Raw genomic sequence first — 18,650 nt, 5'->3', positions numbered from 1 at the left:
AGCGAGGCCCTCGGTTCACGTCAACGCGGTTTTGCCATGCCCATGCAATCCAGACTTGTCGCCCTTGTCGCCGCCGTCCTGTTGTCGGCGGGTGCCGCGCATGGCCAGCAAAGCGCCAAGAAGAACGCGGCTCCCTCTGCCCCGGCGGCACAGCCCGCACCGGCTCCGACGCAGCCGCAGGCTGACGGCGCTCCGGCGCAGCCGCCCGGCTGGATCGTGCGCTGCACCAGCGTCAGCCGTGACGCACCGCTCGAATGCGCGATGGAGCAGAACGCGGTGCTGACCAAGACCGGGCAGACCATCGTCCTGATCAACATCCGCATCGCGCCCGACACCCGCACACCGGTGGCGCTGCTGCAATTGCCGCTCGGCCTCAACCTTCCCATCGGCGCCAAGCTCCAGGTCGACGACGGCAAGACGGTCGATCTCCAGATCCAGACCTGCGAGAACCGCGGCTGCTACGCTTCGACGCCGATCGCACCGGACCTGCTTGCGACCTTGCGGTCGGGCAAGCAGCTCAAGGTCTCCTTCCAGAACATGGCCAAGGAAACGATCGCGATCCCGATGCCGCTCGGCGATTTCGCGGCAGCCTACGACAAGATCAAGTAGCTCTTTCCCGCGTTCACTGTCGCGCCATCTGCGCGTTGCCGACGGCATCGCCGTCGAGCTTCTGGTCGTTGTGCATGGTGACGCTGACGTGCGAGAGCCGTCCGGTGAATTGGAACGGCGCCTCGTAATGCGAGACCGGACTGCCGCGGTCGCGGCCGATGTCGAGGCCGGACCACGAGATCAGCGTGTGGAAGCCAAGCTGGGTCTGCAGCGACCCCGCCTTCTCACCATCAATCAGTAGCGTGTAGTCGGTGATGCCAGTGCGCGAGCCCTTCGCCGGCGGCTCCTTGCGCACGAGACGCTCGACATGCACGCCCAGCCGCCGCGCGCCCGACGGCACCTTGCGGTCCGAGCGGATGATCTGGTGACTGCCGCCGATGTTGAGGTCGTGCACGAGATGACCGTCCTTGACGTAAAGGCTGTAGCCGGATGTCGCATCGCCATGCGAGATCAGCACACCGTTCGCGCCCTGCCCGTCGACCTCGACGTGCGCCTCAATCGTATAGCTGCGGCTGCGTACGTCGGGCGCAACGTCGGTCGGCACATGGCCCATGCCGGCATGGAAGACGAAATGATGGCGAGCACCATGGAAGCGCGCGGCATTCTCCGCAAAGCGCGGGCCGAACCGGTCATCGAGCGGCAACACCTTGTGCTTCTCGGCTTCGTCCCACCATGTCGCGATCATCCGGCCAAGCCGCTCCGGCTCTTTCGCCGCGAGATCGTCGGTCTCAGAGAAATCCTCATCGAGATGGAACAGCTCCCATTTGTCGCTCTCGAAGGGCGTGCCCGATGGATGGAAGGCGACCGCCTTCCACCCCGCCTGCCAGAGGCCGCGATGGCCGAACATCTCGAAATATTGCGGCGAGATCTTTGAAGGAGCAGACGCATCCATGATCGAGCGCGCGAAGCTCTCGCCTTCCAGCGGCATCTGCCGGCAGCCAGCGATCGTCGTGGGCGCCTCGATGCCGATCAGCTCCAGCAGCGTCGGCGTGAGGTCGCAGGCGTGCACGAACTGGTGCCGCAGCTCGCCCGTGCCCGCGATCTTCTTCGGCCAGTTGATGACGAAGGGATCACGGATGCCACCGCCATGGGTATTCTGCTTGTAGCGGCGCAGCGGCGTGTTCGAAGCCATCGCCCAGCCATGCGGAAAATTGCTGTGGGTGTCCGGCCCGCCGATGTCGTCGATACGGCTCAGCTTCTCCGCGATCGGCTCCGGCTTGAAATTGAATGGGCCCATCGCGTTGACGAAGCCGAGCGGCCCGCCCTCCTGGCTCGCGCCATTGTCGGACATCACGATGATCATGGTGTTGTCGCGGATGTCGGCCTTATCCTGAAATGAGACGAGGCGTGCGAGATGACGATCGGAATGGTCGAGCATTCCGGCAAAAGCCGCCTGCAGGCGCGTGAAGACGCGACGCTCGTCGGCCGAATGATCTTCCCAGGCCTTCACGCCGTCGTTGCGCGCCGGTATCCGCGTGCCCTCAGGCACCAATCCCATCGCCTTCTGACGCGAGAGCCGCTGCTCGCGTTCGACGTCCCAGCCGTGCGCGAACGAGGCGTCGTAGCTCCTGATGATATCCATCGGTGCCTGGTGCGGCGCGTGGCAGGCCCCCAGCGCGACCCAGGTCAGCCACGGGACGTCAGGACGATCGGCGACGTGATCTCCGATGAAGCGGATCGACTGGTCGATCAGATCCTCGGTCAGATGATAGCCGTCGGCATAGGTGCCCGGAGGATCGATATGCGTGTTGTCGGAGACGAGCTCCGGCGCGTACTGGTCGGTCTCGGCGTCGAGAAAGCCGTAGAAGCGATCGAAGCCGCGGCCGAGCGGCCAGCCGTCGAACGGGCCGGTGGCGCCGCTCTCGGTGAGCGGCGTCACATGCCATTTGCCGACCATGTAGTTGCGATAGCCGTGGGTGCGCAGCATCTCGGCGAGCGTCCCCGCCTCGCGCGCGATCTTGCCGCGGTAGCCTGGATACCCGGAATCGAAATTGGCAAGGCACCCGACGCCGACCGAGTGATGGTTGCGCCCCAGCGCAGCCCGCGTCGTCGAGCACATCGCTGTGGTATGGAAGCCGGAATAGCGCAAGCCTTCGGCGGCGAGCCGGTCGATGGTCGGCGTCCTGATCGCCGAGCCGTAGCAGCCGAAATCGGAGAAGCCGACGTCGTCGAATAGCACCACCAGGATGTTCGGCGCGCCCTCGGGCGGCCTTGGTGAATCCGGCCACCAGGGTTTTGAGTCCGCAACCGTCTCGCCGACGGTGCCGCGAAACGGCGTGTCGCTGCCTGCGCTCATCTGATCCTCCCTGTTCGGCCGGCCTGGGTGGCCGCCGACGGCCACGGTTGACCCGCAGCTCGTCCCCACCTAATTATAACGATAATTATGATTATCATTTAGCCGCGATGCAAGCACGGAAGCAGCCACGTTCGGAAGACCCCGGGGTTCGCGATTTCGACCTGCCCGGCGTCGCCCCGTCGCGCCAGAAGCGCAGCCGGGAGACGACGCTGGCGCTGCTGCGCGCGGGCGCCGAGATGCTGCGGACGCGCAGCCTCGCCGAGCTCTCGATCGAAGCACTCTGCACCGAGGTCGGCGCCACCGTTGGCGCCTTCTACAGCCGCTTCGAGAGCAAGGAGGCCTATTTCAACGCGTTGATGGCGCTGGCCGCGCGCGACGGCGAGCACCGGCTGGGCGAGATCAGGCAGCCGTCGCCCGAGACGGGCCTCGGCGAGCTCTGCCAAATCGTTGTCAAAGGCATCATCGCCTGGATGCGCAACCACGAGGGCGTGCTGCGCGCCGCGCTCCAGCATGACGACAGCCGCCCGGACAAATGGACAGCGTTCAAGGCGCTGGCGAAAGCCACCATGATGGGCGCCACCCCTCTCCTGCTGCCGGCCATGGGCAAGGGACGCAAGGCCGCCAAGACCCGCACCATCGCCTTCGGCTTCCAAATCGTCCTTGGTACGCTGGTGAACGCCATCCTCAACGATCCCGGCCCGCTGTCGCTTTCGTCGAAAGAGATGGAGACCCGGCTGGCCGGCTGCCTGTTGCTGCTGCTTCAGGCGGAGCTATGACAATCCTTCGTCGCGAAGGATCTGTTTCGCCTTCTCGACCCGGATCGCCTCGGCCTTTCTTACCCAGTAGATAGCCCGCTCGCTGTCTTTCGGGGCGCCGTTAAGGCCGTGAAAATAGTTGGCGATCATTTCTTGAATGGCCAGCAAATGGCCGGACTCGGCCACCCGCTCCTTCAGATTGAAGGACCTGAAGTACCGCTCCTGGGCCGTCCCTGCCCCTAGCCCCCGTCGCAAGGCCCCGGCGAGATAGAGCCAAGACTCGCAATCGTCGTCGGCGATCGATGCCTCGGCTCGCGCCATCAACGCCAGGCTGGCAGGCTGATCGCCCTTATCATCCAGATATTCAGCCATCTCGATCATGGCCATGACAGAGCCTTTCGCGATGAACGCCTCCAGATAGGCGGCGCCTTCGCCGTCCCCGCCTTCTTTCAAAAGTTGTCGGGCGACCCCAACATCGAATCCAAGCCCGTCTGAGAACACGATCCAATCTCCCGGCAGTCTCGCAAACAGCGAAAGCATAACATCATGCGCTGACATCGCCGCGGTTACCGCGAGCGGACGTCGATCAGTCCACGCCGAGATAAGCCTTCTGGACCTGCGGGTCCTCCGCGAGCGCCGCCGCCGTGCCTGACAACACGCTCTTGCCGACCTGGAGCACCGTGGCGAAATCCGAGACCTCGAGTGCGAGCTCGATCGACTGTTCGGCAAGCAGGATGGTCAGACCCTCGCGATGCAGGCGGCCGAAGGTCTCGTACATGGATTCGACCACCGCTGGCGCGAGACCGAGCGAGGGTTCATCCAGCATCAACAGCTTCGGATCGCTCATCAGCGCGCGACCGACCGCGAGCATCTGCCGCTCGCCGCCGGACATGGTGCCGGCGCGCTGGTTGCGGCGCTCCTTCAGACGCGGAAAGATCTCATAGACGCGTTCGAGCAGCGTGGCCTGGCGCGACTTGTCGTGCAGGGGCGTTGCGCCGAGCATCAAATTGTTCTCGACGCTCTGCTGCACGAACAGCCGCCAGCCTTCCGGCGACAGCGCCAGCCCATTGCGCACGATCGCAAACGCCCTTTCGCCGGCGATGTCCTCGCCGCGAAAGTGGATCGATCCGGAATGCACGGGAATGAGGCCGGCGATCGCGTTCAGCGTCGTAGTCTTGCCGCCGCCATTGGAGCCGAGCAGAGCGACGACGCTGCCTTCGGGAACCTCCAGCGAGACGTCGGACACGCCGATGAGATCGCCGTAGCGCACCTCGAGGTGCTCGATCCGCAGCAACGGCCCGCTCATAGGTCCGGCCCGCCCATCAGCTCGACCGGCGTGTGGCCGGCGGCCGCCTTGGCTGCGCGCTTGCCGAGATAGGCCTCGATCACCGCCGGGTTGGAGGTGACCTCGCGCGGCGAGCCGCGGGCGATCTCCTTGCCTTGGTGGAACACCATCACGCGGCTGGCGAGCGACATGATCACTTCCATGATGTGCTCGACGATCACGAGCGTGATGCCGGAACGATGAATGTCGCGCACGAGGTCGATGGCGAGCCTCACCTCATGGGCGTTGAGGCCGGCCATGGCTTCGTCGAGCAGAAGCACCTTCGGCTCGGTCGCCAGCGCCCGCGCGATCTCCAGCCGCTTGCGACCGGGCGTGCCGAGGGAACGCGCCGGCGCATCCGCAAGCCTGATCATGCCGACGCGCTCGAGCACCGCCCGCGCCCTGGTCTCGGCGTCCTTGCGATGCGAGGTGCGCAGGAACGCGCCGATCATGACGTTCTCCAGCACCGTCATGCCCTCAAAGGTCTGCGGCACCTGGAAGGTACGGGCGAGCCCAAGCCCAGCGCGCAGCTCCGGCGTGAAGTCGGTGATGTCACGGCCCTCGAACAGGACGCGGCCTGAAGTGGTCTTGAGATCGCCAGTCAGGCAATTGAAGAACGTAGACTTGCCCGCGCCGTTCGGGCCGATCAGGCCGAGGATGTCGCCCTGCTCCAAAGTCACGGAGGCGTCGTCCACCGCCTTGAAGCTGCCGAACGCCTTCGTAATTTCGCGTGCCTCAAGGAGCATGGCCAGCTCCGGTGTCCTTGGTCGGCTTACTGCGCCGCGTGAACAGGCTGAGCAAGCCACCCGGTTGGAAACGCGCGATCACGACGATGATCGCGCCATAGAGCACGAAGGTGAGCCCGGCGCCCTTGCCGCCGAGCCAGCTGTTGGAAATCTCTTCCAGCGGCACCAGGATCGCGGCACCGACGAGTGGCCCGAACAGCAGCCCTGCCCCGCCCAGCGCCGCCATGATCAGGATCTTCACCGAAATCAGGATGCCGAATCCGGACTCGGGATCGACGAAGCCGAACATCATGGCATAGAGCGCGCCGGCGACGCTCGTCAGCGCTGCGCTCAGCATGTAGGCGTAGAGCTTGGTGCGGCTGGCGGGGGCGCCGAGCGAGCGCGCCGCGCGCTCGGAATCCTTGATCGCACGCAGGTAAAATCCCATGCGGCTGTTGGTCATCCACCAGGTGATCAACAGCGTGATCGCGAGGATTGCGAGGAAGAGATAATAATACGGCAGCGACGACAGAAACGAGAGATCGAAGATGTTGCGCGGCACGGTCGGCCCGGAGAGCCCGACCGCGGCACCGAGCCAATCGGTGTTGGTCACGATCAGCCGCATCGTCTCGGCGACCGCGATGGTCGCCATGCTGAAATAATGACCGGACAGCCGCAGCGTCGGCACGCCGATGATCGCGGCCAGGCCCACGGCGAGCACGATCCCGCCAGGGATGCCGAACAGGGGCGACAGGCCGAACTTTGCGTAGGATCCCATCGCGGCATAAGCACCGCAGCCGAAGAACACGACGTGGCCGACCGAGACCTGGCCGGCATAGCCGCCGACGATATTCCACGCGGACGCCGCAATCGCATAAAGCAGCACCAGCGCGCCCAGGCGCTGCTGGAACGGCGAGGACAGCAGCAGCGGATAGGCGATCGCAATCGCTGCGACGACCGAGAGCCAGATCAAGCGCCGCATCACATCTTTCTCATCAGGTCTTGCTCATCACATCTTCCCCATCAAGCCCTGTGGCCGGAACCAGAGGAAGAGCAGGAACAGGACATAGACGACGATGTCCTTGTAGATCGCTCCGATCAGATAGCCCGACAGGGACTCGATCACGCCGATCAGCAGGCCTGCGACAAGGGCGCCCGGCACACTGCCAAAACCGCCGAGCGACACCGTGACGAAGGCGACGATGCCGAGCGTCTCGCCGACGGTCGGCACGATGTAGAAGAAGTTTGCAATCAGCGCGCCGGCGAGCCCGGTGGCGCCGGCCGCAATCGCCCAGGCGATCGCCTGCATGGTGTCGGGACGGATGCCCATCAGTTGCGCCGCTGTTTGATCCTCCGCCACCGCCAGCATCTTCGAGCCGAGCGAAGTCCGCGTCAGCAGCAGATGCAGCCCGAGCGTGACGAGCAGCGCGACCACCCCGGCAAGCAGCCGCGAGGCCTCGATGCGCAGACCGGCAAACGCGTAAGTGCCACCCACGATGTTCGGAGGCATCGACAGGAAGTTGGCGCCGAACCACCAGAACACGGAATAGCGCAGCAATAGCGCAAGCCCGAATGTACCGAGAATCTGCGCCAGCATGGGTCCCTTCATGATGTCGCGGATCAGGGTGAAATAGACCACGACGCCGACGGTCGCGAGCACCAGCGTCGCCAGCGGCGCGCCGAGGATCGGCCCTCCCCCCATGAGCGTGTAGACGACGTAGGCCACGTACATGCCGAGCATGACGAAATCGCCATGCGCGAAATTGACGATGTTCATCATGCCCCACACCAGCGTGAGGCCAGATGAAAACAGGGCATAGACAGCGCCAAGCAGAAGCCCGCCGACGATCACCTGCACCAGTACAAAGGACATGAGCCAGCGTTGCTCTGATCAAATCATTTCGGGAATGGCGGGGCGCGCAGCCCCGCCTTCAAATCTCACCAGCCCTTGTAGGGCAGCACCGGCGCCTTCGCGGCATTGGCCTTCGGCCACACCGCGGTGTAGTTCTCGCCGTCCTGAAGCTGGATGATGAGCCCGGAGGCGAGAATATTCTGGCCCTTGTCGTCGAACTTCACGCCCTTGTAGCCCATCATCAATTGCTCGGGCTTCAGGTCGGTCGCCTTCAGCGCGGCCTGGATCTTTGCCGGGTCGGTCGAGCCGGCGCGGTCGATCGCGTCAGCCAGCACGAAGAAGCCCTGCATCTGACGGCCGACGGTGTCGTCCATCTCCTCGCCGCTCTTCTTCTTGTACATGTCGGCGATGATGGCCGACGGTGAGCCGGCCGGCCCCACCGACCATGACGAACGGTTGAAGACGCCTTGCGATATCTTGCCGACCGCCTTGATGAAGGAGGGATCGGAATAGCCGGCGTCGTCGGCGAGCAGCACGGCCGGCTTGTAGTCGAGCGACTGCATGGTCTTGGCGAACAGGATTGCATCCGACGTGTAGCTGATCATGATGATCACGTCGGGCTTTTTGTCCTTGAGCTGGAGCACCTGGCCCTGCACATCGGTCGCGTTGACGGGATAGGCAACGTCAACTGCGATGGCCTGGCCCTTCTCCTTGAAGGCGGCGCTGATCGTGTTGGCGACCGAGGTGCCGTATTCGGTGTTGTCGTGAACCAGCGCGATTGCATCGGTCTTGGCGCCTTGCGCCTTGATGTCGGCGAGGAAATCGACATAGGCCTTGGCGAAGTCGGTGGCGATCGGCGTGGTGCGGAAGAACCATTTGAAGCCGCGCTCGGTGAGATTGGCGGCGACCGACTCGGAGTTCAGGAAGGGAATGCCGTATTTCTCGGCGATCGCGCTCGAGGTCAGCGTGACACCGGACTGATAGGAGCCGAACACGGCGGCCACCTTTTCTTCCGTGATCAGGCGCAGCGCCTGGTTCTGGCCTGTCGCGGGGTTGCCCTGGTTGTCGGCGAACACGATCTCGATCTTGGCACCGCCGAGGCCCGCAAGGCCTGCGTTCTTGGCCAGCGGCAGAGTCCCGAGCTCGGGATGAGCGTTGTTGATGATGTCCATGGCGACCTCGAGCGCCGCCTTGGCGTGAGCGCCGATCGAGGCGGTGCCGCCGGACATCGGCAGGATCGCGCCGATCTTGACGACCTTGTCCTGGGCCTGCGCGGCTGAAGCGAGCGCAAGGGACATCGCAGCCGCGCAAAGCAGCCCGGTGACGTGCTTCAATCTCATGAAATCAGACCTCCCAAGGGGTTTCCCCAACCAGGATTTTTTGGAAGCTCGGCTAAGCGCCCGCTTCCGTTTGTTTATGCCTGGCGATGAGAGGATGGCATGCTGGCCCTGTACCGGCAAGTGAAACGGCTTGCCACTCAGCGCCCTCACCCCACGGGATCGCTCGCCCTCAGCAGCGTCGTGAAGCCGCCATAGATCATGCGCTTGCCGTCGAACGGCATGCCGTCCAACTTCAGCCGCGGGTCCGACATCACCTTCTTGTTGACGGTATCGCGGGTCTCCCGGTCGCGATAGACGATCCAGGAGAACACCACGATCTCGTCCTCCTTCGCCATCACCGCGCGCGGAAACGAGGTGAGCTCGCCATAGGGCACGTCGTCGCCGATGCATTCGACATAGTCGAGCGCGCCGTGCTCCATCCAGATCGCGCAGGCCGATTGCGCCAGCGCCTTGTAGGCCTCGATTTGGTCCTTCGGCACGGCCAGCACGAAACCATCGACATAGGGCATCACGGATCTCCTTGGGTTGTGTGTCCGAAGGACGATGCGGCGCCTGACGATCCGACCAGGAAACGTGATTTTCGGATGAGGCAAACGGTCGCGCGCCGCCGTGGCCCGCCGCCGGAGCCTGCGATCCCACGGCCCGCACGTCCCAAGTGGACCGCAAAACACCCCTGCGTCGCAGCGCTTGCCAGCCCACAGCCGAGCGGGTAGAAACCCTCCACGCCTGAGCCGTGATTTGCGCGACAGCGCCATCGGCCACAGCCGGACAAATCAACAAGTCATTGAATTTGTTCGGCTATTCCGTTGGGGAATGGTGTAACGGTAGCACAACAGACTCTGACTCTGTTTGTCTAGGTTCGAATCCTAGTTCCCCAGCCACTCCGGGTAACCAGCTCACAATCAGACCGTCAGAGGTTGCGCTCTCGTTGAGCGGTACCGCTAAATCAGGATGCGATCGAAGTCGGCGGCAATTCGCGTGTTTGGAAAAATCATCGTCGCTTCGGCCAGAATCTCTTCGTCCCGATAGCGCCCCGACATGTGATTTAGCACAAGTTGCCCGACGTTGTTCGCGGCGGCAAATGAAGCCGCCTCGCACGCGGTGAAATGGCCATAGTCCCGTGCCGTCGCGGCGTCGCGATCGAGGAAGGTCGCCTCGATCACCAGCAGATCGGCGTCTGCCACACGTTTGCACAGCCCGTCCGTGGTTTCGGTGTCGCCGATCACCACGAGCTTCCTGCCGCCGCTCGGCGGCCCCAGCACGTCTTCCGGATCGATCGTGCGGCCGGCGATCACGACTGGTCGCCCCGCAGCCAATTCTCCGCGCAGCGGCCCATCGGGAACGCCGAGTTCGGCGAGACGCTCCCGCTCAAGATGGCGACGTGCGGGACTCTGGAAGCAAAAACCAAAGCTGTCGGTGTCGCGGTGGCGGACCGGAAAGCAATCGACGGTGAAGTCGCCGGCGTCGATAACCAGTCCTTCGATCAGCGGCGCGAACTCCACAGGGATCGGCGCCCTGCCTGCGCCCCACAGGCCGGCAAGCATGCGGATGACGATGTCGAGCGTACCCTGCCCTCCATGGATGGTCATCACGTCCGATTGCTGGCGCAACCCCAGCGTCGAGAAGAGACCGGGGATGCCGAGCACATGATCGAGATGGGCATGCGTCAGCAGAATGCGGTCAAGCCGCCGAAAGCCCGCGCCGCTGCGCAGCAACTGGCGCTGCGTGCCCTCGCCGCAATCGATGAGGACGCGCTTGCCCGCTGCCACAACCAGGAGAGCCGGATGGTTGCGCTCCGCCGATGGAACGCTGGCCGAAGTCCCAAGGAATGTCAGGGCGAACATGCTCGTCAGTGTCCAAGCTTCACCGCCCCCAATGCCACGTGAGCAGCAGCGCGTACAGAGCCCATCGATCCCGCATAGAGTGCGGCAAGAAGTGCGTATCCCGCGATCTGGCGGCCAGCCGCCGCCTTCGGCCCCCGACCGGCGGACAGATCTGGTTCCCGTTGCGCGACCTCCTCATCCCATCTGCCAAATTGCATGCTCGATACTCGGATCGATTTGCAGCCGAGCGACATCGACGCGGCGATGCAAGACAATGGAGATCGTGATGCCGCCCGGATTGACCGCCACTGACTGGGACTACGGCTCGATCAGCACATTGCTGAGCGCCCTGCACGCGCGCAAGCTTTCTGCGTCGGAGTTGATCGAGCATACGATCGCGCGCATCGAGGCGCTGGACGGGCGGATCAATGCCGTCATCGTTCGCGATTTCGATCGCGCAAGAGACGCCGCGCGCGCCGCCGATGCCGCGCTTGGCCGCGACGAGCGGCAGCCATTGCTCGGCATCCCCGTGACGTTGAAAGAACCGTTCAACGTCGCCGGCCTGCCGACGACATGGGGCTTTCCGCATTTCAGGGATTTCCAACCGGCGGAGGACGCCCTTGTCGTCTCGCGGTTGAAGGCGGCGGGCGCTGTCATCATCGGCAAGACCAACATCCCGATCGGTCTGCGGGATTTTCAGAGCTACAATGAGATCTACGGAACGACAAACAATCCGTGGGATCTCGGCCGATCGCCCGGCGGCTCCTCAGGCGGATCGGGCGCGGCGCTGGCCGCGGGGTTCGGTCCGCTCTCGATCGGCTCGGATATCGGGGGCTCGATCCGGGTGCCCGCGCATTTCTGCGGTGTGTTCGGACACAAGCCGAGCCTCGGCCTGGTCCCGCTGCGCGGATACAGCCTGCCGCCGGCGCCGCCCGTGCCTGGCCAGGGCGATCTGGCCGTCGTCGGGCCGATGACGCGCACCGCCTCGGATCTTGCACTCGCCCTGGACGTGATCGCCGGCCCAGACGAGACACGCGACGGGGTCGGCTATCGTCTCGCGTTGCCGGCCCCGCGACACGACCAGCTCAGGGATTTCAGGATCCTCGTGATCGATACGCATCCGTTGATGCCGACAGGCAATGCCGTGCGTTCCGCCATCGGGCGGTTGGCGGAACGGCTCGAACGATCAGGTGCGCGGGTCGCACGCTCGAGTGCGGCGCTGCCCGATCTCGCCGAATCCGCGCGGCTCTACATGAAGCTGCTGAACGCGGCGCGAAGTCCACGCCTGACACCGGCCGCGCTCGCAGAGGCGCAAGGAGTTGCCGCCGCACTCTCGTCCGACGACCGCAGCCTGCAGGCCGAGCGCGCGCGGGGCTGGGCGATGGTCCATCGTGAATGGCTGGCGACCGATGCGGCGCGCCTGCAGCTGCAGCAACGATGGCAGGAGCTATTCCGCAACTTCGACGCAGTGATCTACCCGGCCGCCGCCGTGCCGGCCTTTCCACAGGACCAGTCCGAGCCGTTCGACGCGCGGCAACTGGATATTGATGGACAGCTCTATCCCTATGCCGATGCGTGCTTCATCTGGGCAGACCCCGCTTCGACCTGCGGATTGCCTGCGACCGCCGTTCCGATCGAGCGCACGCCATCGGGCCTGCCAATTGGCGTCCAGATCATCGGGCCTTATCTCGAGGACCGCACCACGATTGCGCTCGCCGGACTGATGGAACGCGAGTTCGGCGGCTTCGTCCCGCCGCCGTCGCTGGCTGCCAAGTAATGGCGAGCTGATCGAGGGCGATTAAGTTCTGTTGGCCGACTGCGCTTCGACCGCCTGCACGGCGACACTCGCGACCTGCTGCAACGCTTCGCGGTCGGAGCCCGAAGACGCCATCACGCCCATACCGACGGATACCGCTGAGACATAGCGTGCGAGTGACGCGGGATCGGCGCTCTCCTTGAGATCGCCTTCGGCCTTTGCGCGAATGAAGCGATCGCGGAGCTGATCTTCGTTCTCGGCGCGGCGGGCGGCGAGTTCAAAAGGGACGCTCTCTGATCCGGTGCCGCACGCAATGCCGCCCTGCACGAGCAGGCAGCCGGGCGGGTTGGCCGGATCGGTTTGCTTGTCGGCGATGCCCATCAGCATCCGCTCGGCGACGTCGCGGGCCGTGGGCGCGGCCACCACCTCGTCCATCCAGACGTTGCGCAGTTTGGTATAGCGGTCGAGCGCGGCCTTCAGTAGCCCTTCCTTGTTGCCGAAACAGGCATAGAGGCTGGGCGGATTGATCCCCATGGCCTCGGTCAACTGAGCGATCGTGGCACCCTCATAGCCATGGCGCCAAAACACTTCCATCGCCTGGTCCAACGCCGCTTCGGCGTCGAATTCGCGGGGGCGTCCCATGCCCATGTACCTGTTCTCCTCGAAACCGACGTCGTCCCTCAGCCTAACGCCTGATCCTATCTATTTGTTCTCGCTTTATTTTCTCTTCCGCTTGCCAACTCTTGCGGTAAGGGGCTACAATTTTCTTAGTGAATGGTACATAAGTATCTTGCGCTGCGGTATCCAGCTCCACATCTGTAGTGAACACTACATATATGGAACGCGCAAATGCATCCCTCCCAAAATACTGCCCAAAATGCTCGCCGCACCGGCCGTTTCCGCCGCCTCCTTGGCGGCGTGGCCATCGTGGGCGCCCTCGCCGTGGTCGGCACAGTCGCGACCGGCCACTACTTTCGAGCCGCCCAGGCGACCGCGACGGCCGCCGCGGCCGAGCAAGCCGTCCCTGTCACGGTCGCGCTGATCGAACCAAAGCAGACCGTGCTGTGGGACGACTTCTCCGGCCGGCTGGAAGCCATCAACCGCGTCGAGCTTCGTCCGCGCGTCGCGGGTGCGATCCTTGCGACCAACTTCACCGAAGGCGCGCTGGTGAAGGCCGGCGACGTCCTGTTCAAGATCGACCCGGCGCCCTACGTGGCCGAGGTCGACAAGGCCGCGGCCCAGCTCGAAGCTGCGAAAGCGCGCGTCGTGTTCACGCAGAATGAGCTCGAGCGCGGCGCGCAACTGGTCGGCAACGCCGTGGTCACACGGCGCGACTACGACCAGCGCGACAACGCCAACCGCGAGGCCATCGCCAACGTGAAGGCGGCCGAGGCGACGCTCCAGACCGCAAAGCTCAATCTCGATTACACCGAGGTGCGTGCGCCCGTGGACGGCCGCGTTGGCAAGATCGAAATCACCGTCGGCAATCTCGTCGCCGCCGGCACCGCCTCTCCGGTGCTGACTTCGCTGGTCTCGGTCAACCCGATCTATGCGTCATTCGATGCGGATGAAGAGCTGGTGGTGCGGGCGTTGAACTCGATTTCCGAGGTCTCCGGCAAGCGCGGCAATCTCGATCAGATTCCGGTCGCGATGGCGACCTCCGGCGGCCTCTCGGCAAAGGGCCACATCCAGCTCATCGACAACCAGGTCAACGGCCAGAGCGGCACCATCCGTGTCCGCGCGGTGTTCGATAACGAGGACGGGCGTCTCATTCCCGGCCAGTTCGCCCGTGTGCGCATGGGCCAGCCCAAGCAGCAGTCGCTGGTCATGATCGACGAGCGCGCGATCGGAACCGATCAGGACAAGAAGTACGTGATGGCAGTCGGCGACGACAGCCGTGCGGTCTATCGGCCGATCACGCTCGGCGGTTCGGTCGACGGGTTGCGTATCGTGACGGCGGGGCTGAAGACCGGCGACCGCATCATCGTCAACGGCCTCCAGCGCGTGCGCCCGGGTGCCCTGCTCAAGACGGAGATCGCGGCAATGGGCGCGCGCGGGCCGCAGCAGGCATCCAACCACAGCAATCAGGACGTCGTGCAGCGTTAGCGTCTCCGCCATGCCGGACCGCGCGGGCAGCACGAGCCGGAATGTGGAAATCGTTGGACTACCTAGACATCACTTCTGGATTCCGGGTTCGCGGGCTTTGTCCGTGCCCCGGAATGATGGGAGAGTCGTCTCTCGCGCAGGGGCAAGGCCATGAATCTCTCGAAATTCTTTATCGATCGTCCGATTTTCGCCGGCGTGCTGTCGGTCCTGATCTTTCTCGCCGGCCTGATCTCGCTGTTCGCGATGCCGATCTCGGAATATCCCGACGTCGTGCCGCCCTCGGTGGTGGTGCGCGCGACCTATCCCGGCGCCAATCCCAAGGTGATCGCGGAAACGGTGGCGACGCCGATCGAGGAGCAGATCAACGGCGTCGAGAACATGCTCTACATGTCGAGCCAGGCGACCACCGACGGTGCGATGACGCTGACGGTGACATTCAGGCTCGGCACCGATCCTGACAAGGCGACGCAGCTGGTGCAGAACCGTGTGCAGCAGGCCGAGCCGCGCCTGCCCGCGGTGGTGCGTCAGCTCGGCATCATCACCAAGAAGTCCTCGCCCGACCTCACCATGGTCGTGCATCTGCTGTCGCCGAACAACCGCTACGACATGACGTATTTGCGCAACTACGCCGTGCTCAACGTCAAGGACCGGCTGGCGCGGATCGACGGCGTCGGCGACGTCCAACTCTATGGCGCCGGCGACTATTCGATGCGGGTGTGGGTCGATCCGCAGAAGGCCGCCGAGCACGGCCTCACCGCAAGCGACATCGTCAAGTCGATCCAGGCGCAGAACGTCGAGGCCGCCGCCGGCGTGGTCGGCTCCTCCCCGAACGTCAAGGGCATCGACCTGCAGCTGTCCGTCAACGCCGAGGGACGGCTTGCGAACGAGGAGCAGTTCGGCGACATCGTGGTCAAGACCGGCACGCGTGGCGAGGTGGTGCGGCTACGCGATGTCGCACGCATCGAGCTCGGCGCCTCCCAATACGGCCTGCGTTCGCTGCTCGACAACAAGCAGGCGGTGGCGATCCCGATTTTCCAGGCGCCCGGCTCCAATGCGCTCGAGATTTCCGACCACGTTCGCGCCACCATGGCCGAGATCAAGAAGAACATGCCGGAAGGCGTGTCCTACCAGATCGTCTACGACCCGACCCAATTCGTCCGCTCGTCGATCGAGGCTGTGATCCATACGCTGCTGGAGGCGATCGCGCTGGTGGTGCTGGTGGTGATCCTGTTCCTCCAGACCTGGCGCGCCTCGATCATTCCGTTGCTCGCGGTGCCCGTGTCGATCGTCGGCACCTTCGCGGTGATGCACGTCTTCGGCTTCTCCATCAACGCGCTCAGCCTGTTCGGCCTGGTGCTTGCGATCGGCATCGTGGTCGACGACGCCATCGTCGTGGTCGAGAATGTCGAACGCAACATCGAGGGCGGGCTGTCGCCGCGCGACGCCACCTACCAGGCGATGCGCGAGGTGTCGGGGCCGATCATCGCGATTGCGATGGTGCTGATCGCGGTGTTCGTGCCACTCGCCTTCATCTCCGGCCTTACCGGGCAATTCTACAAGCAGTTCGCGCTGACGATCGCGATCTCGACCGTGATCTCGGCCGTCAACTCGCTGACGCTGTCGCCGGCGTTGTCGGCCCTGCTGCTCAAGGGACACAACGAGCCGAAGGACCGGCTGACGATCATCATGGAAAAGGGCCTCGGCTGGTTCTTCCGCGGCTTCAACAAGGTGTTCACACGTTCGTCGGAGAATTACAGCGGCACCGTCACCAAGGTGATCTCGGGCAAGGCGGCCGTGATGGGCCTCTATGTGGTCCTGGTCGGCCTCACCGCCTTCCTGTTCCAGCAGGTCCCGAGCGGCTTCGTGCCGGGTCAGGACAAGCAATATCTGGTCGGCTTCTCGCGACTGCCTGATGGAGCAACGCTGGACCGCACCGAAGACGTGATCCGCAAGATGAGCGACATCGCGCTAACCCAGCCTGGCGTCGAGAGCTCGGTAGCATTTCCGGGCCTGTCGATCTCGGGCTTCACCAACTCCTCCAACGCCGGCATCGTGTTCTCGACGCTGAAGCCGTTCGACGAGCGCAAGGGCCCCGCACTGAGCGGGAATGCCATCGCGGCCGACCTCAACAAGAAATACTCCGGGATTCAGGAGGCCTTCATCGCCATGTTCCCGCCGCCGCCGGTCAACGGTCTCGGCACCATCGGCGGCTTCAAGCTGCAGATCGAGGATCGCGCCGGTCTCGGTTATGAAGCGCTGAACGAGGCGACGAATGCGTTCATGGCGGCGATGCAGAAGGCACCGGAGATCGCCGGCGTGTTCTCGAGCTTCCAGGTCAACGTGCCCCAGCTCTTTGCCGACATCGACCGCACCAAGGCGCTTCAGCTCGGCGTGCCCGTGACGGAGGTGTTCAACACGCTCCAGATCTACCTCGGCTCCTACTACGTCAACGACTTCAACAAGTTTGGCCGCACCTACTCCGTCTACGTGCAGGCCGACGCGCCGTTCCGCGCGCGCGCCGACGACATCAGGCAGTTGAAGGTGCGATCGTCCTCCGGCGACATGGTGCCGCTCTCGGCGTTGCTCACGATCCGCCAGAGCGCGGGCCCCGAGCGCGCGATCCGCTACAACGGCTTCCTGTCCTCCGACATCAACGCGGCGGCTGCGCCCGGCTTTTCTTCCGGCCAGGCACAGGAGGTGGCGACGCGGATCGCGGCGGAAACATTGCCGCCCGGCTTTGCCTTCGAATGGACCGACCTGACCTATCAGGAGTTCATCGCTGGCAATTCCGGCCTCTGGGTGTTCCCGCTGGCGATCCTGCTGGTGTTTTTGGTGCTGGCCGCACTCTATGAAAGCCTGACCTTGCCGCTCTCGATCCTCATGATCGTGCCGATGGGTCTGCTGGCTGCGATGTTCGGCGTCTGGATCTCCAAGGGCGACAACAACGTCTTCACCCAGATCGGCTTGATCGTGCTGGTGGGACTCTCGGCCAAGAACGCGATCCTGATCGTCGAATTCGCGCGCGAGCTCGAATTCGCAGGCCGCACGCCGATCCGGGCCGCGATCGAGGCGAGCCGGCTGCGGTTGCGCCCGATCCTGATGACGTCGATGGCGTTCATCATGGGCGTGTTGCCGCTGGTGCTGTCCACCGGCGCCGGCTCGGAGATGCGGCGCGCGATGGGCGTCGCCGTGTTCTCCGGCATGATCGGCGTCACCATATTCGGCCTGTTCCTGACGCCAGTGTTCTATGTGCTGCTGCGGACCATCACCGGCATGAAGCCGCTGACGCATCACGGCAGCGACACCAGCGCGGCGCCGGTGCAAACCGTCGGGAATTAGATCAGGGAAATCCCCGACAGCAACAGCAGAACGAGCACGGTCTTGCGAAAGACCGTCTCGTTGACCCTGTGGAAGGCGATCACGCCGAGCGCGGAGCCTGCGAACAACGCCGGCAGGCTGACTGCGAGATCGATGAAGACTTTTGACGACAGATCCTGATGTCCGACCAGCAGCGCGATCGCGAACAGCTGCATCGCGGCGATGAACGGCTGCACCAGGCCGCGCTGCTCGTTCTTCGGCATGCCGCGCATGTCGCACCAGATCGTGGGGATCGCGCCGGGCATCGCCGTCAGCCCGCCGACCAGCCCTCCCCCGAACCCGATCAACGCGACCCAGTGCCGCCCGACCGCCTCGCCGGCCGTCACCAGCGTCGGCCGCAGCAGCATGTAGGCCGCATAGAGGGCAACGATGATGCCGAAGCCGCGCCGGAGCAGATGCGTATCGGTGCTCTGGAGCAGCGACACCGCGATGGGAACTCCGATCAAGCCACCGACAATCAACAGCAGACTGCCTTCCCAGCGGATACTGCGCCGAAGCGCCCAAAGATTGGTGGCCTGTACGCCGATGCTGCACGCCATCATCAGCGGCACGGCTTCCAGCGGCTGAAACACCCGGAGCAGAATGGCGCCCGCCACTGCCGAGAAGGCAAATCCCGAGAGCCCGGAGACGAAGGCGCCGGCGAACACGGCAACGCTGAGCAGCATCAGGGTCGTGACATCAGGCAC

At 64.3% G+C, this 18,650-nt stretch carries 16 protein-coding genes and 1 tRNA gene; 6 read left to right on the top strand and 11 right to left on the bottom strand.

Going from position 1 to position 18,650, the window contains the following annotated elements:
* Positions 1–36: 36 nt before the first annotated feature.
* Positions 37–609, top strand: a complete 573-nt coding sequence (locus AC0L3P_RS07930) for an invasion associated locus B family protein (protein WP_473301508.1) — start codon at positions 37–39, stop codon at positions 607–609.
* A gap of 13 nt (positions 610–622) precedes the next feature.
* Here AC0L3P_RS07930 and AC0L3P_RS07925 read toward each other — a convergent pair whose 3' ends face one another.
* Positions 623–2,905 carry an arylsulfatase gene (locus AC0L3P_RS07925; protein ID WP_473301507.1) on the bottom strand — a complete coding sequence of 761 codons (2,283 nt, stop codon included), beginning with the start codon at positions 2,903–2,905 and terminating at the stop codon, positions 623–625.
* A gap of 107 nt (positions 2,906–3,012) precedes the next feature.
* On the opposite strand from AC0L3P_RS07925, the gene AC0L3P_RS07920 reads away from it, so the two are divergent.
* Positions 3,013–3,681 (top strand): TetR/AcrR family transcriptional regulator, encoded by a 669-nt coding sequence (locus tag AC0L3P_RS07920; protein ID WP_473301505.1) that lies wholly within the window; start codon positions 3,013–3,015, stop codon positions 3,679–3,681.
* Here the strand turns inward: AC0L3P_RS07920 and AC0L3P_RS07915 are convergent.
* The 7 genes from AC0L3P_RS07915 to AC0L3P_RS07885 form a co-directional block, all read right to left on the bottom strand.
* Positions 3,676–4,161 carry a hypothetical protein gene (locus tag AC0L3P_RS07915; protein WP_473301504.1) on the bottom strand — a complete coding sequence of 162 codons (486 nt, stop codon included), beginning with the start codon at positions 4,159–4,161 and terminating at the stop codon, positions 3,676–3,678. The two genes, AC0L3P_RS07920 and AC0L3P_RS07915, sit on opposite strands and share 6 nt — an antisense overlap.
* An 85-nt stretch (positions 4,162–4,246) precedes the next feature.
* Entirely contained in the window at positions 4,247–4,966 is a 720-nt protein-coding gene (locus AC0L3P_RS07910; protein ID WP_473301503.1) for an ABC transporter ATP-binding protein, read from the bottom strand.
* The gene (locus tag AC0L3P_RS07905; RefSeq protein ID WP_275167356.1) at positions 4,963–5,730 is read right to left on the bottom strand and encodes an ABC transporter ATP-binding protein; all 768 of its coding nucleotides are present in this window, start codon (positions 5,728–5,730) and stop codon (positions 4,963–4,965) included. The genes AC0L3P_RS07910 and AC0L3P_RS07905 overlap by 4 nt, the downstream gene beginning before the upstream one ends.
* Entirely contained in the window at positions 5,720–6,691 is a 972-nt protein-coding gene (locus tag AC0L3P_RS07900) for a branched-chain amino acid ABC transporter permease (protein WP_063992810.1), read from the bottom strand. Before AC0L3P_RS07900 ends, AC0L3P_RS07905 begins: the two co-directional genes overlap by 11 nt.
* Positions 6,692–6,718: 27 nt before the next feature.
* Positions 6,719–7,582 carry a branched-chain amino acid ABC transporter permease gene (locus tag AC0L3P_RS07895; protein WP_007608999.1) on the bottom strand — a complete coding sequence of 288 codons (864 nt, stop codon included), beginning with the start codon at positions 7,580–7,582 and terminating at the stop codon, positions 6,719–6,721.
* 65 nt (positions 7,583–7,647) lie between these two features.
* Entirely contained in the window at positions 7,648–8,901 is a 1,254-nt protein-coding gene (locus AC0L3P_RS07890) for an ABC transporter substrate-binding protein (RefSeq protein WP_473301502.1), read from the bottom strand.
* Positions 8,902–9,047: 146 nt separating this feature from the next.
* Positions 9,048–9,410: a DUF1428 domain-containing protein gene (locus AC0L3P_RS07885; protein WP_473301501.1), complete on the bottom strand. Its 363-nt coding sequence runs from the start codon at positions 9,408–9,410 to the stop codon at positions 9,048–9,050.
* 298 nt (positions 9,411–9,708) lie between these two features.
* Between AC0L3P_RS07885 and AC0L3P_RS07880 the strand changes: the two genes are divergently transcribed.
* Positions 9,709–9,782: transfer RNA gene (locus AC0L3P_RS07880), tRNA-Gln, on the top strand.
* A 60-nt stretch (positions 9,783–9,842) separates the two neighbouring features.
* On the opposite strand, the gene rnz is transcribed toward AC0L3P_RS07880, so the two are convergent.
* Positions 9,843–10,745, bottom strand: coding sequence for a ribonuclease Z (gene rnz, locus AC0L3P_RS07875; RefSeq protein WP_473301500.1), 903 nt, complete (start codon positions 10,743–10,745; stop codon positions 9,843–9,845).
* A gap of 265 nt (positions 10,746–11,010) precedes the next feature.
* On the opposite strand from rnz, the gene AC0L3P_RS07870 reads away from it, so the two are divergent.
* Complete coding sequence (locus tag AC0L3P_RS07870; protein ID WP_473301499.1) at positions 11,011–12,501, top strand: amidase; 1,491 nt, start codon at positions 11,011–11,013, stop codon at positions 12,499–12,501.
* 21 nt (positions 12,502–12,522) lie between these two features.
* Here the strand turns inward: AC0L3P_RS07870 and AC0L3P_RS07865 are convergent, their stop codons facing one another.
* Positions 12,523–13,128: a TetR/AcrR family transcriptional regulator gene (locus AC0L3P_RS07865; RefSeq protein WP_354204193.1), complete on the bottom strand. Its 606-nt coding sequence runs from the start codon at positions 13,126–13,128 to the stop codon at positions 12,523–12,525.
* Positions 13,129–13,329: 201 nt separating this feature from the next.
* On the opposite strand from AC0L3P_RS07865, the gene AC0L3P_RS07860 reads away from it, so the two are divergent.
* Complete coding sequence (locus tag AC0L3P_RS07860) at positions 13,330–14,586, top strand: efflux RND transporter periplasmic adaptor subunit (protein WP_473301498.1); 1,257 nt, start codon at positions 13,330–13,332, stop codon at positions 14,584–14,586.
* A gap of 150 nt (positions 14,587–14,736) precedes the next feature.
* Complete coding sequence (locus tag AC0L3P_RS07855; RefSeq protein WP_473301497.1) at positions 14,737–17,925, top strand: efflux RND transporter permease subunit; 3,189 nt, start codon at positions 14,737–14,739, stop codon at positions 17,923–17,925.
* On the opposite strand, the gene AC0L3P_RS07850 is transcribed toward AC0L3P_RS07855, so the two are convergent.
* Positions 17,922–18,650 (bottom strand): sulfite exporter TauE/SafE family protein, encoded by a 729-nt coding sequence (locus AC0L3P_RS07850; protein ID WP_473301496.1) that lies wholly within the window; start codon positions 18,648–18,650, stop codon positions 17,922–17,924. The genes AC0L3P_RS07855 and AC0L3P_RS07850 overlap by 4 nt on opposite strands.

The organism is Bradyrhizobium sp. WSM4874 (assembly GCF_055811835.1).
The sequence above is the reverse complement of the archived record's forward strand: the minus strand, read 5'-3'. Positions and strand labels throughout refer to the sequence as shown.